Here is a 17344-nt window from a genome sequence, read left to right as displayed (position 1 = left end):
ATGACGAGTCACGATAGTGGTCACGGCAGAGTCCTCTTGGTGATGTCGAAGCGCTGATAGTGGTAGCCATTGTACGCGGTCGCGTTGCGGTCACCCTTGACAACCACATACTCCAGCTCACCCTTCTTCAGAGCGGCCATCAACGCGCGGGCCAGTTCCTTCTCGCTCTTGATCGTCTTACCTCGATCTTCCATCTCTCGGATGATATCTAGGATATATTCCTGGGAGCCCTGAGAAACCCTGCGCCCGTTGGGAAGATTGCGACCTCCGAGTCTCGTATCAATACTACTCTTGGCCTCGACGACGACATACTTACCATCCGGCCGACGCCACACCTGATCAAATTGATCATTACCGTTCTTCGGTCCATGAAGGGTCTGCTTCACGGACCCAGCATGATTCTCCGCGATGTAGTGGTGCTCCGCCACGAACTCGCCGTAGCGCTCCGTCTCCTTGACCATCTGCGTGTGGGATTCCTTGTACACGCCGCGGCTTTCCGACCACAAGCCGCGCGTTTCATCCGTCCCATGGATCTTATGGCTGGATTCCGCGTCCTTCTTGAGCCCTTCGGCGAGCTTGTCCCACTCGATCGCGAAGAAGCGGTCCAGGGTCGCCGCCTTCAACCTCTTCAAGCGCGATGCATCCGACACCGTATCCGCGCCCCTATGAATGAGCTTCGGATCGAGGTAATGGGGCTTGGGAGGCTCGGGAGCATCCTTTGCCCGAATCCAGGGTGAATTTTCGTCCATCCTGGTGAGCTGCGGCGGCGTGGTACCACTCTCGTCTTTGAAGTCGAGATTCTTCCGGTTTCCATTGCTCTTGTAATAGTCCTCGAAATATCCAGGTTCCTCGTTGGCCCGGTAGACCTGGATCTCTTGGATCTGCCGGTCGGTGAGGCGCCCGGGAGGGCCATAGGGGTTGTCGCCGTCCAGCATGAAGCTGGGGCGGTCCACCGGATTGCGCGGGGTGGCAGATCCACCCGTAGCCGCATCATTCGATGCACCTGTGCCCGGAGGCTGGTTGGCGGCGTCGTCAGCTGCGCGGGCGGCGTCGTCCGCGCCCGAGCCGAGGTTGTCGAGGCTGCCGGTGCCTGGTGTGTTCGGGTGGGTGGCGCCTGTGGACGGGCCGTCGGGGTGGCCTGAGGTGCTGGGGCTGTCGGTGTGTCCCGTGCCGACCGGGTTGTCTGGGCGGCCGCCTGTTGTCGGGCCGTCGGTGTGGGGGGTGTTCGGCGGTGGGGTGTCGCCCTGGCCGCCTCGGGAGGTGTTCAGGTCGTTGGAGGGCATGCCGTTGGGCGCGCGGCCTTCGGGCATGTGGTTGGGGGCTGTGCCGCCTGGGGTGGTGTCTGGGTGGCGGGGTGTGGGGGTGGTGTCTGAGTGGCGGAGGGGGTCGGACAGGTCCGAGCCCAGGTTGATGGCGTTCTCGGTGTTGCGGGCGCCGACTCCCGCCAGTTCGCGTTCCGGGATCCTCGCCGTCGCGGGGGTGTTGGGCCGCGGGGTGGTTGCGTCGGTGGTGGGGGTGTCGCCCTCGGGGGCGTCTTCGACCTTCTGGACGAGAATGCCGTCGCCGTCGTAGAGGTTGCCCGTGGGGTCCATGTACCGGGCGGGGCCGTCTCCGAAGAGTTTGACCGTGCCCGGGGGGAAGGTGACCGTGTTCTCAGGAAGCTTGATCGTGTCGTTGGGGAGTGCGAGCGCGCCTTCCGGGACGAGGGTGCCCGGGGGGAGGTGGATCGTTCCGTCGGGCAGCATCTTCGCGCCGTCGGGGAGGGCGATGGCGCCGTCGAGGTTGATGTCCGGGGTCTCGAAGGTTCCCTTGCCCTTGAGGCCGGTCATGATGTCGCCGATCTTCGTGACGCTCCCGCCGACGCCTTTGAAGACGTACGTCATCGGGTCGACGGCCTTGCCGGCCTTGTTCGCCAGGGACAGGGCCTTGGCCGCGGCGCCCGCCTTGCCGGTGCCCGCGACCGCGCCGCCGGCGCCGCCGGTGAAGACCGTGGTCAGGACGTTGAAGGTGACCTCACCGGCGGCGCGGGAGGGGTTGGAGCCCCACTTGTCCCAGGCCACGAGCGCCTTGCCGGTCTCCTTCACCGCGGTGCGCGAGTCACGCAGCCAGGACGGGAGCTTGTCGTCGGGGAGGGACCAGTACGCCGCGCCGACCCCGGGGATCGCGGTGATCGCCACGCCCGTCAGGAGTTTGCCCAGGCCGGTCCACGCCTGGCCCGCCGCGTCCCAGCCGTCGACACCGACCAGCGTGCCCAGGCCCCTGATCGTGCCCCACACGCCGTCGACGAAGACGCCCTTGGTGAACTCCCAGGCGTGTTCGTGCACGTGGTACCAGGGGATCGACTCCTCGACCGCGTCGCCCCAGGGCAGGCTCTCGGCCTGCTTGAGGAAATCGGCGTCGTAGCCGTACATGCCCTCGGCGTTGGAGCCGTCGTTGACCTTCAGCGCCTTGCCGTCGACCAGGCCGACGATCTTGGCGTGGCAGGAACGTTCCGCCTCCTGGAACTGGGTCCAGACCTCGGCGATCGCGTTGCGCCGGTCGTTGTTCTCGTCGACCAGGTCGCCGTCCTCGCGCCACTTGTCGTCGTCGGCGATCTTCGTCCGGAAGTCCACGGCCTCGGACCGCAGTTCGTCCAGGCGCTTGACCAGGGGGCGGATGGTGTTCGCGTAGGTGCCGAGCGCTCCGGCGATCACACACATGTCGGAGCTGAGCTGGTTGGCCTTGTCCGTGACCGGCTTGGTCGTGGCGAACAGCTGCTCGGCCTCGGGCGCCTGGTAGAAGGCCCGCAGCCCGCCGAACGTGGTGTGGATGTCCGATGCCGCTGTGGCCACCTTCACGCCATGGCCGCTGAGGGCCTTGACCTTCTCGTCGAGCACCTCCTCGTTGCCGGTGAAGACCGGCACCTCGCCGGGGATGACCGGCGTGTTGTCGCTCACTTCTTCCCCCCGGCGTCCTTCAGCAGGTCCAGCCGCACCGAACGGGCCGCGTCCTGGGCCTCCTTGGCCGCCTTCAGATCACCCTCGAGATACGCGTTCGTCGCCTTGGCCGCGCCCAGGACGGCGGCCTGGGTCCGCTCGGCCATCGAGCTGAACTCCTTGCCGCGCTTCTGCACGTACTCCCCGAGCGCCGCGGCCACCGGGCCCTGGGCCTTGCGTACCAGGTCGTCCGACGACGACGGGGGGCCCTGGAGCCGGGTGGTGGCCGCCGACCCCGGCACCGCCGTCCCCGCGGCCTCCGCCGCCGCCTGTATGTCCTTGAGCATCGCCTTCAGCGCCTTCTCCAGCTCACCGGCCTTCGTGCCGGTGAGCTGCAACTGGCCCTGTACTCCCTGCGGCTTGATGTCCCACCACGTCATGGACGCACCCCCGTACGCGAAACGAAAACCTCCTGCCGACGGCCGTCAGCCGATGTTCTCGACCGCCGCCCTGGCCCGCGCCAGCGTCTGCTGCGCCGTCGCGTCGTTCTTCTCCAGCGTCGTCTTCAGCAGCTGGACGATGTTCTTGACCTCCTGCGACGCGTTGTTCCAGCGCAGTTCCTTGCCGTGGTACTCGTCCGCCACACCGTCGGCCTGGAAGTCCTTCATCGCGGCCTTCACCTGCGCGTCACGCGCGGCGATCACCCGCTCCAGATTGGCGATCACCGCCTGGATGTTGGTCTGTGCCTCACCCGATGCCGAGATGTCGTACGAGCGGCGGTCATTGCCGGATGCCATCGAGGTCCACTCCCCCTGGGGTACGAATCGGTACGTCTGCGATACGGCCGTCAGCGGCGGCCCGAGAAGCGGGCCGCGTCGAAGTTCGCCGCCGACATCTGCGTCCGGGCGTTCTCGCCCTGCTCCTGCTCACCCGAGCCGAACGCCGACTCCATCCCGGACTGACCGCCCAGGATCGCCCGGAGCGAGGCGTTCAGCTCCGCCGTGATCTCGTCCGAACGCGACTTGAACAGGTCGAACGACGCCTTGCCCGCGCCGTTGAACTTGCCCTCCAGCGGTGCCGCCGCCTGGATGAGCTGGCGGATCAGCAGTCCCAGATCGTTGGTGGACAGGTTCGACTGCTGCATCAGGGTCGTCAGGACCCCGGATCCCATGTCGAACTTCATCGGCTTCCCCCTGCCGCTCTGCTGTTCGGATACTCGCCCATCTGTATCAACTCGGGCACCTCATTTGCAATCCGTAACCAGGTCACTGTGACGAAGGTATGACACGGACTCACCGGCTCACGCGCCCTTCAGATGCCTCATCAGCAGCTCGAAGTCCTGCCAACCCGACAGGTCGGAAGGATCGCCGGGCAGCGGGTAGTACAGCGCCGGGCGGGTCTTGGGACCCAGCTCGGCCGGAGCCCGCGGCAGCGGCGTGCGGCGCGCACGGTCGTCCGGCATGGCCCGCACCTCCTCGGCGCCGAGCACGAACGCCACGGGCACACCCGGCCCTTCGAAGCGGGGCGGTACAGCCAGGTCGCGGCGGGCTCTGCGGATCTGCACGAGCATGGACTGGAGGCGGTGGCGGGTCGCGAGGACCTCGGCGGCGCGCGGCAGTGCGTCCACCGGCGGCGCCTCCTCGGCGCCGTAGCCGAAGGCCAGGGTGACCTCCTCCTCGACCCCCGCCTCCGTACGGCGTATCCGCACCGTGGCCAGTCCCGGCCGGTCCGGGCCGCCGACCACCACGAACCAGGTGGGGCTGGGCGCCCGTTCATGGGCGACGTCGGTCAGACGGCGCGGCGACCACGGCAGGTTGGCGGGCTCCGCGGTCCCCCAGCCGGACGGGGGCTCCCCCGTCAGTTCCCGCCAGACCGCCTCCAGGCCGCCGCCCAGCACCAGGCGCTCGTCGGCGGGGTGCACCGCGCGGAACGTGAGGGCGAGCTGCCGCTCCCCCGTCGCCACGGCCTCCCGGTAGGCGGCGGCCACCGGAGGTTCCGCCTGCCCGGCCGCAGCGTCCGCGGCCGGCCCGACCGGCGCGAACATGCCCTCCTGCCAGCGCAGTACGGCTCCGGTCCTGCCGTCGTAGTAGCCGTCCCGTTCGTCCCGCACGACCCACCGCGACGGCCAGCCGCCCAGGGTGTCGCGTACGGCGGGGGTGAGCGTGGCACCCGGCGGGCTGACGATCTGGAGGCCCAGCCCGGCCTCGGCGGCGGCACGGAACGCGTCCGCCAGCCAGGCCGTCATGGCGACCACCGGACGGTCCTGGATGACGACCGCCACCTTGTCGGTGAGGACGTCGACGGCGGGCTGCGCGGCGGCCGGTTCGGGTGCCACGCCCACCCCCTCGGTCCGGACGACGCCCAGCGACCGGGCGGCCTCCGGGGGCCACGCGGAGCCTCCGGCGAGGCCGACGAGCCGGGCCGCGAAGGTCCCGGCGAGCCGCTCGGCGTCCGGGACGCCCGTGGTGGCGCGGGCCTCGGTCCACCAGAACGGCACCGGCGGCGGCACGGCTCCCAGCAGCCGCTCGGCCTCCCCCTCGACCTGGACGAGCAGGGGCGCCTCGACCGAGACGAGCGGTCGGCCCGTCTCGTCGCACAACTGCACCACGGCGCCCTCGCCCGTCAGGCCCGCCAGCTTGTCGGGGCCACCGGCGAGCAGCCCCGCGAGCACGGCCGCCGGGTCGGGCATCCGGCGGGTCAGCGCGACAACGTCCTTGGTCATGTGGTCCTCAGGTCCCTTGCTCCTCGTCGTTCCGGACGCGCGGCCGTCAGGCGGAGCCGTAGGCCGTCTGGATCAGGCGGTTGGGCCGGCCCCGGCGGACCAGGACGCCTCGGCCCGGGGGCTGCTGGGCGGCGTACACGCCCGGACTGAGCTGGCCCTCGCCGCGGTCTCCCGACATGATCAGTGCCGAGGCGCCGGACTCGCGCAGGCCGAGGACCAGCGGCTCGTACATGCCGCGCGACGCGCCCGCGACACGGCGGGTCAGGACGAAGTGCAGGCCGATGTCGACGGCGGACGGGATGTACGGGAGGAACGGGGAGAGCGGTGCCTGCCCGGCGGTGGTGAGCACGTCGTAGTCGTCCACGAGGACCACGATGCGCGGGCCGCTGCCCCAGCTGCCGGGCTCCAGGTCCTCCAGGGACGCGTCCTCATCGGGCAGCCGCTTCTCCAGTTCGGTGGCGATCCCAGCCGAAAGACCCGCGCACAGTTTGGCGTTGTAGGCGTAGCCGCCCAGGAACTCCTCCGGGATCACGCCGCGCAGGCCCCGGCGCGGATCCATGACGGCGAAGACCAGGTCGTCCTCGCCGTACCGGTCGATCAGGCCCGTCGCGACCGTCTTCAGCAGGTTCGTCTTGCCGCACTCGCTGTCGCCCATCACCAGCAGGTGCTGGTCGTGGGCGAAGAGGTCGAGCAGCACCGGCGCGAGGTCCGTCTGGTCCAGGCCGATCGGCACGCGCCGGGGTTCCGCGGCGGGACCGGGCAGCAGCCCCGGCTCCAGGACGTGCGGCAGGACCCGCACGGGCTGGGCGACGTCGCCGCTCCAGGTGGCCCGGATCGTACCGGCGGCGCCTTCCAGGACCGCGCCCAGCTCGGCGGCGTCGGAGAGCCCGTCCGTACGGGGAAGGGCGGCCTGCGCGAAGAGCTTGCCGTCCGTGAGGACCCGCCCGGGCTCGTCGGGCGACAGGGTCTCCGCGAGCTTGCGGTCGATGCTCGACTCGCCCGGGTCGTTGAGCCGCAGCTCGACGCGGGTGCCGAAGTTCGACTGGACGGCGATGCGGACGTCGTTCCAGCGCAGCATGCCCGCCACCACGTGGATGCCGTAGCCGCCGCCCCGCTTGAGGAGGTCGGAGACGGCGTCGTCCAGCTCCTCGAAGTCGTCGCGCAGCGCCCCGAAGCCGTCGACGACGAGCACGATCTCGGCGGACGCCAGCTCGGGGAGGCGCCCGGTCGCGTGCAGGGTGCGCAGCTGCTCGACGGAGTCGATGCCGTGCGTACGGAACAGCTCCTCGCGCAGGGCCAGCATGGCCCGCACCTCCTCGACCGTCCGGGCCGCGCGCTCCCGGTCGGCGCGGGTGGCGACCCCGCCGACGTGCGGCAGCCCGGACAGCGCCTGGAGGCCGCCGCCCACCAGGTCCAGGGCGTACACGCCGACCTCCTGGGGCGTGTGGGTCAGGGCGAGGGACAGGACCAGGGTGCGCAGCAGGGTCGTCTTGCCGGACTGCGGCCCGCCGATGACCGCCGCGTGGCCGCCCGCGACGGTCAGGTCGAGGAACCACTCGCCCTGCCACTGCTTCGTCGGGTCGTCGAGCAGCCCGAGCGGCACCCGGAGCGGGCCGCGGCGCCTTCGCAGCTGCATGCCACGCGGACCGATGTCCAGCGGCCCGGCGACCCGGTCGAGCGGAAGCGCGGGCGGCAGCGGCGGCAGCCAGATGCGGCGTACGGGGGCGACGGGCGCCCGCTCCAGCTGCTCGACCATGACGCCCATCTCGGTGGGGCCGGACTCGCGGCGCCGTGCGGCGGGTTCCTCCCCGCCTCCGACGTTCCCGTGCTCCGCCGGGCCGTTGAAGGCCGGGTAGGGGAGGACCAGCGGGCCGGTGTCCTCCTCCTCGGGGCGCCGCACGGGTCCGCGGTAGGCGCCCGAGACGTATCCGGCCTTGAAGCGTTCGTAGTGGCTGGTGTCGACCTTGAGGTAGCCGAAGCCGGGCAGCGGCGGCAGGTGGAAGGCGTCCTGGGTGTCCAGGACCGTGCGGGACTCGTCGGCGGAGAAGGTGCGCAGCCCCAGCCGGTACGAGAGGTAGGTGTCCAGCCCGCGCAGCTTGCCGCCCTCGATGCGCTGGCTGGACAGCAGCAGGTGCACGCCGATGGACCGGCCGATGCGGCCGACGGACAGGAACAGGTCGATGAAGTCCGGTTTGGCGGTGAGGAGTTCGCCGAACTCGTCGATGACCACGAACAGGTGCGGAAGGGGCTCCAGGTCGGGCCGCCCGTCGGCCCGCAGGGCCGCGTAGTCTCCGATGTCGGCGACGTTCCCGGCGTCCTTGAGGACCTGCTGGCGGCGCTTGACCTCGCCGGCGAGGGAGGCGTGCACCCGTTCGACGAGGCCCGCCTGGTTCTCCAGGTTGGTGATGACCCCGGCGACGTGCGGCAGGTCCGCGAACGGGGCGAAGGTCGCGCCGCCCTTGTAGTCGACCAGGACGAGCGCCAGGTCCTCCGGCGGGTGGGTGGCGACCAGGGCCAGGACGAGGGTGCGCAGCAGCTCCGACTTGCCGGATCCGGTGGCGCCGACGCACAGCCCGTGCGGGCCCATGCCCAGCTCGGAGGACTCCTTCAGGTCGAGCAGCACCGGCTCGCGGGAGTCGTTGACCCCGATGGGCACGCGCAGGAAGGAGCGCTCGCCGCGGGGCGCCCACAGCCGGTCCAGGTCGAGACTGCCCATGTCGTCGATGCCGAGCAGGTCGGCGAAGCCGACGGGCCCGGACAGCGGCGCGTCCACCAGTGACTCGGCGGACAGGCGCAGCGGGGCGAGCATCCGGGCCAGGCCCTCCGCGAAGGGCACGTCCACCTCGTCCACGGTGCCGTGCGCGCTGATCGGCTCCTCCTCGCGCAGGTCCTCGATGACGACCCGCTCACCGTCCACGGTGATGCGCACCCCGACATGACCCGGCTCCTGGATGCGCTGTTCGACGAGGTGGAGGACGGTGACGCCCATGTCGCGCAGGCCGACGGCCTCGTCCGGCAGCGGCAGTTCGACGGCGTCCTCACCGTGGCCGTCCGCGACGACGAGCAGCCGGGACGTCGTCGTCAGGGCGTCCTTGCCGGACAGGCCGCGCCGCACCTCCGCCGCGTACGAGGCGCGGCGCCGCAGCTCGGGGCCGAGCTGCCGGGCCAGCCGGGGCAGGGACGGAGCGATGCGGCGGGCGGCGACGGGCCCGTCGAACTGCTCGGTGTCCAGCAGGTGCGGCAGCCACTTGGCCCACTCCCAGACGGCGAGGCGCTCCCCGGGGGCGGCGACGGCGACGGCCACGTCGTCGGGCGCGTGGAATGCCGCCGTCTGTACGAGCAGGGCGCGGGCGACGCGCAGGCAGTCCTCGCGCGGCCCGACGACGCTGATGTCCCCGACCCGGTCGAGGGGGACGGTAAGCGGCAGTTCGTGGCCGGTGCGGAAGCGGGCCGTCAGCGCGGACGCCTCGTTGAGCATGAACCGGTCGGGCGGAGTGAGGACCGAGGAGCCCGGCTCGGCGATCCTCAGATCGCGTACGGGCATCTCCCCCGTCCCCACCCGGACCCGCAGGAAGTCGCTGTCGGAGCGGCGCCGCTCCCACAGGCGGGCGGGGTCGCGGACGACGTCGTACAGCGCGTGCGGCGGCGGGTTGAGCACGTCCGCGCGTTCCCGCCGTTCCCGCTCGTCCGCGGCCAGTTCCTCGCGCAGGTCCTCCAGGTAGGCGAGGTACGCCTCGCGCTGGGTGCGGCGGGTGCGCTGGGCCTTGCCGCGCTGGGAGAAGACCAGCACGAGCGATCCGAGGACGGTGACGACCAGGATGATCGCGCCGAGCGCGGCGAACCGGCTGTTCCGTACGACCGTCATCATCACGACGGACGACATGACGCCGGCGACCGGCAGCAGCGACATCGCGACGTTCCCGGCCTTGCCTTCGGGCAGGTTCGGCGGAGCCTCGATGACACGGGACTCCGAGGCGGCGGGCGGACGGGTGGTCCGGGCCGGGCGGTGGATCAATCGGGTGCTCATCGGCTGCTCTGGCTCAGGTGGGCTTCCATGGCGGCTCAGTGGCGCCGCAGGGACATCTGGAGGACGTCGGCTGCGAGACGGGTGACGGCCTGCCGGGTCGGCTCGGCCAGCAGGTCGGTGCGGATCGGGCCTCCGGCGGCGAGATGCCGGTCGTACGGGAGGACGTGCACGGTCGCCCCGGTCGACGCCAGCCGCCGGCCGGCCTCGTCGAGGCCGATGCGCGGGTGCGGCGTCAGGCCGGTGAGCACGACGACGGTACCGGCGATCACATGTTCGGGCAGCCCCCGCATCCACTGGAGGACGGCGTACGTGCTGGTGACGCCCTCCAGGGAGGCCGGGGCGGTCAGGACACGGGCCTGGGAGGCGGAGACGGCGACGCGGGCCACCTCGGCTGGGAGCGTCTCGCAGTCGACGACCGTCACACCGAAGTAGCGGCGCAGCGCGACCATCACCCGGCCGTACGTCGCGCTGTCCAGCATCGCGCCGATCTGGCCCTGGCTGCCGGGCAGCAGCCAGGCGTTGCCGGGGAGCTGGGTCAGATAGCCGGTCACGTCCAGCAGGGACATCTGCGGCTGGACGATGTCCGCGATGTCGGCGGTCGTCCAGCGCAGTTGCTCGGCCCCCAGCCGCAGCGGCAGCGAACCGAGCGCCGGATCGGCCTCCACGAACAGGACGGGGTCCTGGCGGTAGTGGGCGTACGTCGTGCCGAGCAGCGCGGCGACCGTCGACTTCCCGGCGCCGCCCCGGATCGAGGTGACCGCGATCTGCCGCCCGGTGGTGACCGGCTGCTGAAGCGTTTCTGCGGTACGGGTCGCTTCCTCGACCTCCCGCGCGGCCGAGGAGGAGACGACGCGCCGCACGGCGCGTACCGCCCGGGCCGCCGCGGACTCTCCGCGCTGCGGCTTGCGGACGGTGCCGGCGAGCTGCCCGTCGAGCACGGGCCGGGAGTCGGGGGTACGGCGCGGCTGTGGGCCTCCGGCACCGTGACCCGCCATGGGCGGGACGGAGGCCGAGGCGGTCGCCGCCTGCGGGGCTCCCGTCCCGGCGGGTCCGGCGGCCTCGGCCGTGGCGGGCGCGTGAGCCTGAGGCGGCACGGTGTCCGGGCCCTGAGCCTGCGGCTCCGCGAGAGCCGGGCCCTGGGCCTGCGGCGACTGCGCACCCGGCGCGGAGGCCGTGCCCGACCCGCCTGGACCGGTACGGGCCGTCCCGCCGGAGGCCGCTCCGGGCTCACCCGAGCCGGTGCCGGGCCTGCCCGGAGCCCCTCCGGGCTCGCCGGCTGCCGCACCCGACCGGCCGGAAGCCGAGCCCGTCCCGCCGGAGGCCGCGTCCGGCCCGTCGGGGGGCGTGCGGCCGCCGCCCTTCAGGTCCCGCAGCACATCGCTCTGCCAGTTGTCTCCGCTCGACATGTCCGCTCCCGCCCCGTTGCCCTTCTACTCCGCCACATGCGCCGGTTCAGAACCGGGCCAGCAGTTGCCCGTACACGCCGAACACGCCCACCGCGAGGGGGAACAGACTCACCATGCCGGTCGACTCGGCCAGGTCGCCCGCCCTCCTCAGCCGGACGCGTACGTGTTCCGGTGGCTGAACAGCCAGGACGAGCAGGGGAAGCACCGCCGCGGCGCACAGTGCGGCGAGTGGCGCGGCGCCCCCTGCGTGGTCCAGCCACACCGCCACCAGCCGTACGAAGATGAGGCCCCCGGCCGCGACCAGCGCCACGACCTCCGCCGCCAGCGGGAACGCCCGGGCCCTCGACAGCAGGACCAGCGCGACGACCGACGCCAGCAGCACGCTCCAGACGGAGGGCCGGCCGCCCAGGGTGAGCAGCCAGCCGGCTGCCGCGGCGGAGGCCGCCGTGACCACCGTCGCGAGCGCGAGCCCCCGGTGCGTGGCCGCGAGGGCGTTGCGCACCTGGTGACGGCTCACGGAGGCCCCGCCCGAGCGGCGGTCGTCGAGCGCGGTCAGCCCGGATGCCGTCAGCGCGAGCCGGGGCAGCAGACCGAGCAGGATCACCGAGCACACGGCCGTCACGGCGCCCAGTCGGGTCAGGTCGTCCTGGACCGCCGCGGCCGCCTCCCAGCCGGCCGCGACCACAGCCGTGGCGGCGGCTCCGACCAGCCCGCCGCGGCCGAGCGGCGAGAAGAAGCCGAGTGCCGCCAGCGTCACCGTCAACGCCCCCGCCAGCGCGGCGAGCCGCAGCATGGCGGACCACGCGTACGCGTCGGCGGCCGTCCACGCCGCGAGCGTGCCGAGCGTGCCCGACATGAGCAGCAGGGCCGTCGCCAGGCCCCGGTTGCCCTTTCCGACCCGGGCGACGAGTGCGCCCGCCGCCAGCAGGCAGAGCATGGCCGCGGCCAGCCAGCCTGCCAGCGTGCCGAGGTCGGACTCCCGGCGGGCGAGCAGCGCGGCGGCCGTCGCGAGCACGACGGACGCCGCGCCCGCGGCGGCCCGCCGTGCGGCCGGGCGCCACCGCCACGCCTGGACGTCGAGGTCGTCCGCGACCTGGTCGGTGACGTCGTGCACCACGGGCGCGGGCGGCGCGGAGTGCGTCCGTACCAGCCGGAGTACGGCGCCGTCGGCGATCTCCGCCGACTCGAGCGTCGTCTCGTGCGGCAGTGCGGAACCGTCGACGGTCACCAGTTGACGGGTCATGGGACGCGATGCGGCCCGGTCGTCCAGCAACCGCAGGATGTCCGGCAGCAGTTGCCCGATCGGAGTGTCCGAGGGCAGCACCAGGTCGGCTCGGCGCCGCTCTCCGACCAGGGTCACCCGGCTGAGTCGGGCCCGTGACGTCGTTGCTGTGCTCACCACTCGCGGGAACCTATCAGCTTCGTGGGAGAGCCCGACGGGCCCGACGACCCGTACGGCTGCTCCAGGCGCTGCCGTTGCTTCTCCTCCTCCGCCTTCTGCTGGGCCAGTGTGTGCTGGAGGAACGACCAGCCCACACAGCCCGCGCACAGCACCGCCGCGATCGCGATCCCGGCGAACACCTTGCCCAGCCGCTCGTCGGCCGTGCGCCGGGCCCGCTGCGCCCCGAACAGCAGCGCGTCCCGCATCCGGCGCCGACGCACCGCCACCGACTCCAGCAGCTGGCTGTCGTAGTCCCGTGCCATACCGGTCCACCGCCTCCCCCGTGCTTCGCTCGTGCAACATAGGCCATGGCCGGGCGGAGGATCCAACCGCCCCCGCCCGGCACCGCGGCGGGGGCGCGGTGGGTCAGTACGTGCTCAGGAAGCGGTCCAGTACCCGCGTGCCGAAGACGAGGGACTCGACGGCGACACGTTCGTCGGTGCCGTGGAACATCGCGGCGAAGTCGTTGTCCGCGGGCAGGCGGAGGGGGACGAAGCCGTAACAGGCGAGGCCCAGGCGGGAGAAGTGGCGGGCGTCGGTGGCGGCGGACATGCAGAAGGGGAGAACCTTCGCGGTGGGGTCCTCCGCGAGCAGCGCGGCTTCGACAGCCCGGGTCAGCGTGGTGTCGGGGACGTTTTCGTGGCCGGAGCCGCGAGGGATGGTCGTCCAGGAGACCTCGGGCGGGATGAGGCGGCCCAGCTCGGCCAGGAAGTCCTCCTCGTGGCCGGGCACGGCCCGGCAGTCGACCTGGGCGCGGGCGACGGGCGGGACGACGTTGGGGGCGTCGCCGCCGTGGATGTTCACGGGCGTGGCGGTGTGCCGGAGGGTCGCTCCGACGATGCGGCCCACCTCGCCCAGGACCGCCAGCGCCCGGTCCGGGTCGCGGGTCGCGTCCTCGATGCCGAAGGCGTCCCCGACCTGCTCCAGGAACGTGCGGGTGGTGGCGGTGAGCTGGAGCGGGAACGGGTGGTCGGCGATGGCGGCGACCGTGCGGCTCAACGCCTGTAGCGCGTTGCGGTCGTTGAGCATGGAGCCGTGGCCGGCCAGCCCACGGGCGGTCAGCTCCAGGGTGAACGCGCCCTTCTGGGCCGTCTCCAGCAGGTACAGGGATCCCTGCGGCGACTGGACGCTGAACCCGCCGACCTCCCCGATCGCCACCTCGCAGTCCGCGAAGAGGTCCGGGTGGCGCTCGACCAGCCACTGGGCGCCCAGGTTGCCGCCCTGTTCCTCGTCGGCCACGAAGGCCAGGACCACATCGCGGCGCGGCCCGCGCCCGGACTCCGCGAACGTGGCCACCACGTCCAGCGTCATGGCCACCATGTCCTTCATGTCGACCGCGCCCCGGCCCCACACGTATCCCCCGGCGACCTCCCCGGAGAACGGGTGGACGCTCCATCCGGCGGGGTCTGCCGGAACCACGTCCAGGTGGCAGTGCAGGAGGAGCGGTGGCAGGTCCTGCTCCCGGCCCGCCATCCTGGCGACCACGTTGGTCCGGCCGCGGGCTCCCTCCAGCAGCCGGGGCGTCAGCCCCGCCTCGGACAGGCGGGCGGCGACGTACTCGGCCGCGGCTCTCTCCGGCCGTAAGCCGACCGTGGTGTCGAGGCGTATGAGTTCGGAGCAGTACTCGACGACCCGTGAGTCCGTCGCCTCAGTCGTGCGCGTCGTCTCCGGCTGAGCTGTCTGCGGCATGAGCCACTCCGTCTCTGTCGCTGTTGAAGGGGAGGGAGGCCGGGCGGCGGATGGCTGTCCGACCGCCTCGTTTGAAGGTCTCCAGCACGATCGTCGTGTCCAGTTCCGACACCGCCAGCGGCCCCACCACGTCGACCAGGAACCGCTGGAGCGAACGGTGGTCGGCCACCGCCACGTGCGCGCAGACCTGGTAGTCCCCGCTGATCGAGACCAGGGTCATGACCTCCGGCCGCCGCGCGAGCGCCTCGCCCACCTCGTCGAGGTGGCGGAACGAGACCTGGAGCCAGAGCAGGGCCTCGGTGTGCAGGCCGAAGAGGGACGGGGTGACGTCCGCCCTGACCCGCACGGCTCCGGACTCCAGGAGCGCGGACAGCTTGCGCGACGCCGTGGACTGGCTGATTCCGAGCGCCGCGGCGAGCCGGGTCGTCGGAATCCGGCCGTCTTCGACGAGCAGGGCGATCATGTCCAGCTCGTCCTGCTGAAGTGTCACACCGCCGTTCCGGCTGCCGAAGGGCGGCAGGGCGGGCCTGCGGAGCCGGGCGGCCTCGCCCTCGGTGAGGGCGCCCCCGTTCCACGTGTGCGTCGCGGAGTAGAACATGAGCACCGGGTACGAGGACGAGCTGCGCACCTGAGTCGGCAGCCCTCGGTAGACGAGGTCGCGCAGCGACTCCCGGCTGTGCGGGACCAGTTCGACGAAGTAGTCGGAGGAGCCCAGCAGCGTGAGGACCGTTCTGGTCTCCTGGATCGCGGACAGTGCCCGCGCGGTGTCCGGACCGCCGCCGGTCCGCCCCTCCAGCCGCAGCAGGACCGGCTCGGGACGGCCGAGGAGCTGGGTGTCCACGACGCCGGTGACGCGTATGACCGCCTCGTCCAGCAGTCGCTGCCCGCGCCGGGCCACGGTGCGCTCCGGGAGCCCGAGCACCCGGGCGATCTGGTCCCAGGAGGCCCTGCCATGCAGCTGGAGGGCGGAGGCGATACGCACATCCGTCACGTTCACGGCGTCTTTTCTAGTCATCTCACGGGTGATTATGGCGCCTCCATGCGGACCCAAGTAATTTGTTGACGGATCGATTCAGCACTGCCACAGTAGCTTCGGCGTCGCACAGAGTGAAGGGGGACGTGGTGCCGGAACGTGACACGAACGGCACGAGCGGCACGGCCGCCGCCTCGCGGTTACCGGTCCCACCGGCCCGGCGCAACCTCGCCGCCGCCACCTCGGGGCACGCCCTGGAGTGGTACGACTGGAACGTCTACGCGATGATGGCGCCGTTCTTCTCGACCGCCTTCTTCGTCGCGGGTGACGGCACCTCGGCCCTGCTGTCGTCGCTGGCGGTCTTCGCCGTCGGATTCGTCGCACGGCCCGTCGGCGGCCTCGTCTTCGGCGTGCTGAGCGACCGGCTGGGGCGCAGGACCGCGATGCTCTGGTCGGTCGCGCTGATGGCCGGCGGCAGCCTCCTCATCGCGGTCACCCCCGCGTACGGCACGATCGGCGTCCTCGCCCCGGTCCTGCTCGTCCTCGCGCGGCTGGCCCAAGGTCTGTCCGCAGGAGGCGAGTTCGCGGCCTCGGCCGCCTATCTGGTGGAGGCCGCGCCACCGCGCCGCAAGGGCTTCTACTCCAGCTTCCTCTACACCGGCAACGCCGTCGGCACGCTGATCGCGGCGGCGGTCGGAGCACTGCTGGCCTTCACACTCGGGCCCGGCCTCATGGCGTCCTGGGGCTGGCGCGTGCCGTTCCTCATCGGCGGTGTGGCCGCCGTGTCGGTGGGCTTCCTGCGGCGCGGCATGGACGAGACGCTGCACCGGCCCGACGCCGGCACCGGCCCGGCGTCCACCGCCGCGGCTCCGGGGATCCGGCACCTCGCACCGCTCAAGCAGCACCGCGGCGCCGTGTTCACCCTCTGCGGGCTCACCGCCGGTGCGACGGTCGTCTACTACACCTGGGTCGTCGCCCTGCCCGCCCAGGCGATCCAGAGCGGCCGTCTCGGCCCCGCGCAGACACTGCTCGCCGCGGCCGTCGCGCAGGTCGTGCTGCTGCTCGCTCTCCCCTTCGTGGGCATGCTGGCGGACCGGGTCGGTACCCGTCCCCTCCTCCTGGTCTTCACCGCCGGGTTCACCGTGCTGGGTGTGCCGCTGTACGCCCTGGCCCAGACCTCGCTCACCGGGCTGTTCGTGTCGGAGGCGGTCGGACTGATCCTCTTCAGCGGGTACGGCGCGACCGCGGCGGCCGTCATGGCCGGGCTGTTCCCCGCGGGGGCCCGCGGCACCGGCATCGGCCTGCCGTACGCGGCCACGGTCGCGGCCTTCGGCGGCACGGCCCCGTACGCCGGGGTGTGGCTGGCCGACTCCGGGCTGGACAACGCCTTCGCCGGTTACGTGTCCGTGCTGTGCGCGGTCGCCTTCGTGATCACCTTCTTCAGGATCGGGAGACCGTCCTCCCCCGCACCCGCCGCCCAGCGCATCGACGCACTCTGAACGGAGCGAAACATGACGATCAGTCTGGCCGTGGTCGGCTCCTACACGGCGGTGGCGCTGCTCGGCGCCATGTCCCCGGGCCCGGACTTCGCCCTGGTCAGCCGTTTCGCGGCGCTGCGGGGGCGACGCGTCGGCCTGGGCGCCTCGGCCGGGGTCGCCGCCGGGATGGCGGTCAACACCGCGGCGGCGGTACTCGGGGTGGGCGCGGTGGTGGCGGCGTCCCCCACCGTCTTCCGTGCGGTCTCGATCGTCGGGGCCTGCTACCTGATCTACCTGGGCGTCCGTTCGCTGATGGCCGCGCGGGAGCCGGGGCCCGCCGCCCCGGACACCGCCGCCCCGGACCCCGAGACGCCCGTGCCCGCCGCGGAGTCGACCGTCACCGCGTTCCGCCAGGGCCTCATCACCAACGTCCTGAACCCCAAGTCCGTTGTCTTCCTGGTGGCGTTGCTGCCGCAGTTCCTGACCGACTCCTCGACCTGGCTGGACAAGTCCGTCCTGGGCGCCATCACCGTGCTGGCCGTGCTCCTGTGGTTCAGCCTCGTGGCGCTGGCGGTCGGGGCCTTCCAGTCCGTCTTCCGCAGGCCCGGCGCACGCAAGGCCCTGAACGCCGTCATGGGACTGGTCCTGATCGCCCTGGGCGCGAGCCTCTTCTTCCTGGGCTGATCCCGAACC

General features: G+C 72.0%; 13 protein-coding genes. 2 read left to right on the top strand and 11 right to left on the bottom strand.

Translation table 11 applies throughout. The annotated features are described in order from the left end of the window. Positions 1-20: 20 nt before the first annotated feature. The 11 genes from I3F58_RS07140 to I3F58_RS07090 form a co-directional block, all read right to left on the bottom strand. Positions 21-2936, bottom strand: a complete 2916-nt coding sequence (locus tag I3F58_RS07140; RefSeq protein ID WP_240107393.1) for a hypothetical protein — start codon at positions 2934-2936, stop codon at positions 21-23. Further along, positions 2933-3355: a DUF6507 family protein gene (locus I3F58_RS07135; protein ID WP_240107392.1), complete on the bottom strand. Its 423-nt coding sequence runs from the start codon at positions 3353-3355 to the stop codon at positions 2933-2935. Before I3F58_RS07135 ends, I3F58_RS07140 begins: the two co-directional genes overlap by 4 nt. 45 nt (positions 3356-3400) lie before the next feature. Next, a complete protein-coding gene (locus I3F58_RS07130; RefSeq protein ID WP_240107391.1) occupies positions 3401-3712 on the bottom strand; it encodes a pore-forming ESAT-6 family protein in 312 nt (103 codons plus the stop codon). A 50-nt stretch (positions 3713-3762) separates the two neighbouring features. Beyond that, positions 3763-4098, bottom strand: coding sequence for a hypothetical protein (locus I3F58_RS07125; protein ID WP_240107390.1), 336 nt, complete (start codon positions 4096-4098; stop codon positions 3763-3765). A gap of 117 nt (positions 4099-4215) precedes the next feature. Then, positions 4216-5637, bottom strand: coding sequence for a DUF6177 family protein (locus I3F58_RS07120; protein ID WP_240107389.1), 1422 nt, complete (start codon positions 5635-5637; stop codon positions 4216-4218). 46 nt (positions 5638-5683) lie between these two features. Next, a complete protein-coding gene (gene eccCa / locus I3F58_RS07115; protein ID WP_240107388.1) occupies positions 5684-9664 on the bottom strand; it encodes a type VII secretion protein EccCa in 3981 nt (1326 codons plus the stop codon). 35 nt (positions 9665-9699) lie between these two features. Further along, positions 9700-11070 carry a MinD/ParA family protein gene (locus tag I3F58_RS07110; RefSeq protein ID WP_240107387.1) on the bottom strand — a complete coding sequence of 457 codons (1371 nt, stop codon included), beginning with the start codon at positions 11068-11070 and terminating at the stop codon, positions 9700-9702. Positions 11071-11116: 46 nt separating this feature from the next. Next, positions 11117-12472: a type VII secretion integral membrane protein EccD gene (eccD, locus tag I3F58_RS07105; protein WP_240107386.1), complete on the bottom strand. Its 1356-nt coding sequence runs from the start codon at positions 12470-12472 to the stop codon at positions 11117-11119. After that, a complete protein-coding gene (locus I3F58_RS07100; RefSeq protein WP_240107385.1) occupies positions 12466-12774 on the bottom strand; it encodes a hypothetical protein in 309 nt (102 codons plus the stop codon). Before I3F58_RS07100 ends, eccD begins: the two co-directional genes overlap by 7 nt. 103 nt (positions 12775-12877) lie before the next feature. Beyond that, complete coding sequence (locus I3F58_RS07095; RefSeq protein ID WP_240107384.1) at positions 12878-14200, bottom strand: M20/M25/M40 family metallo-hydrolase; 1323 nt, start codon at positions 14198-14200, stop codon at positions 12878-12880. Continuing rightward, a complete protein-coding gene (locus I3F58_RS07090) occupies positions 14160-15197 on the bottom strand; it encodes an Lrp/AsnC family transcriptional regulator (protein ID WP_240107383.1) in 1038 nt (345 codons plus the stop codon). The genes I3F58_RS07095 and I3F58_RS07090 overlap by 41 nt, the downstream gene beginning before the upstream one ends. 125 nt (positions 15198-15322) lie before the next feature. On the opposite strand from I3F58_RS07090, the gene I3F58_RS07085 reads away from it, so the two are divergent. Then, the gene (locus I3F58_RS07085; RefSeq protein ID WP_240107382.1) at positions 15323-16672 is read left to right on the top strand and encodes an MFS transporter; all 1350 of its coding nucleotides are present in this window, start codon (positions 15323-15325) and stop codon (positions 16670-16672) included. A gap of 12 nt (positions 16673-16684) precedes the next feature. Next, positions 16685-17335 carry a LysE family translocator gene (locus I3F58_RS07080; protein ID WP_240107381.1) on the top strand — a complete coding sequence of 217 codons (651 nt, stop codon included), beginning with the start codon at positions 16685-16687 and terminating at the stop codon, positions 17333-17335. The last annotated feature ends 9 nt before the right edge of the window (positions 17336-17344 follow it).

Source organism: Streptomyces sp. MUM 203J, from assembly GCF_022414595.1.
Lineage (GTDB): Bacteria > Actinomycetota > Actinomycetes > Streptomycetales > Streptomycetaceae > Streptomyces.
Note: the sequence above shows the minus strand (reverse complement) of the source record. Positions and strands in the feature narration are given on the sequence as shown.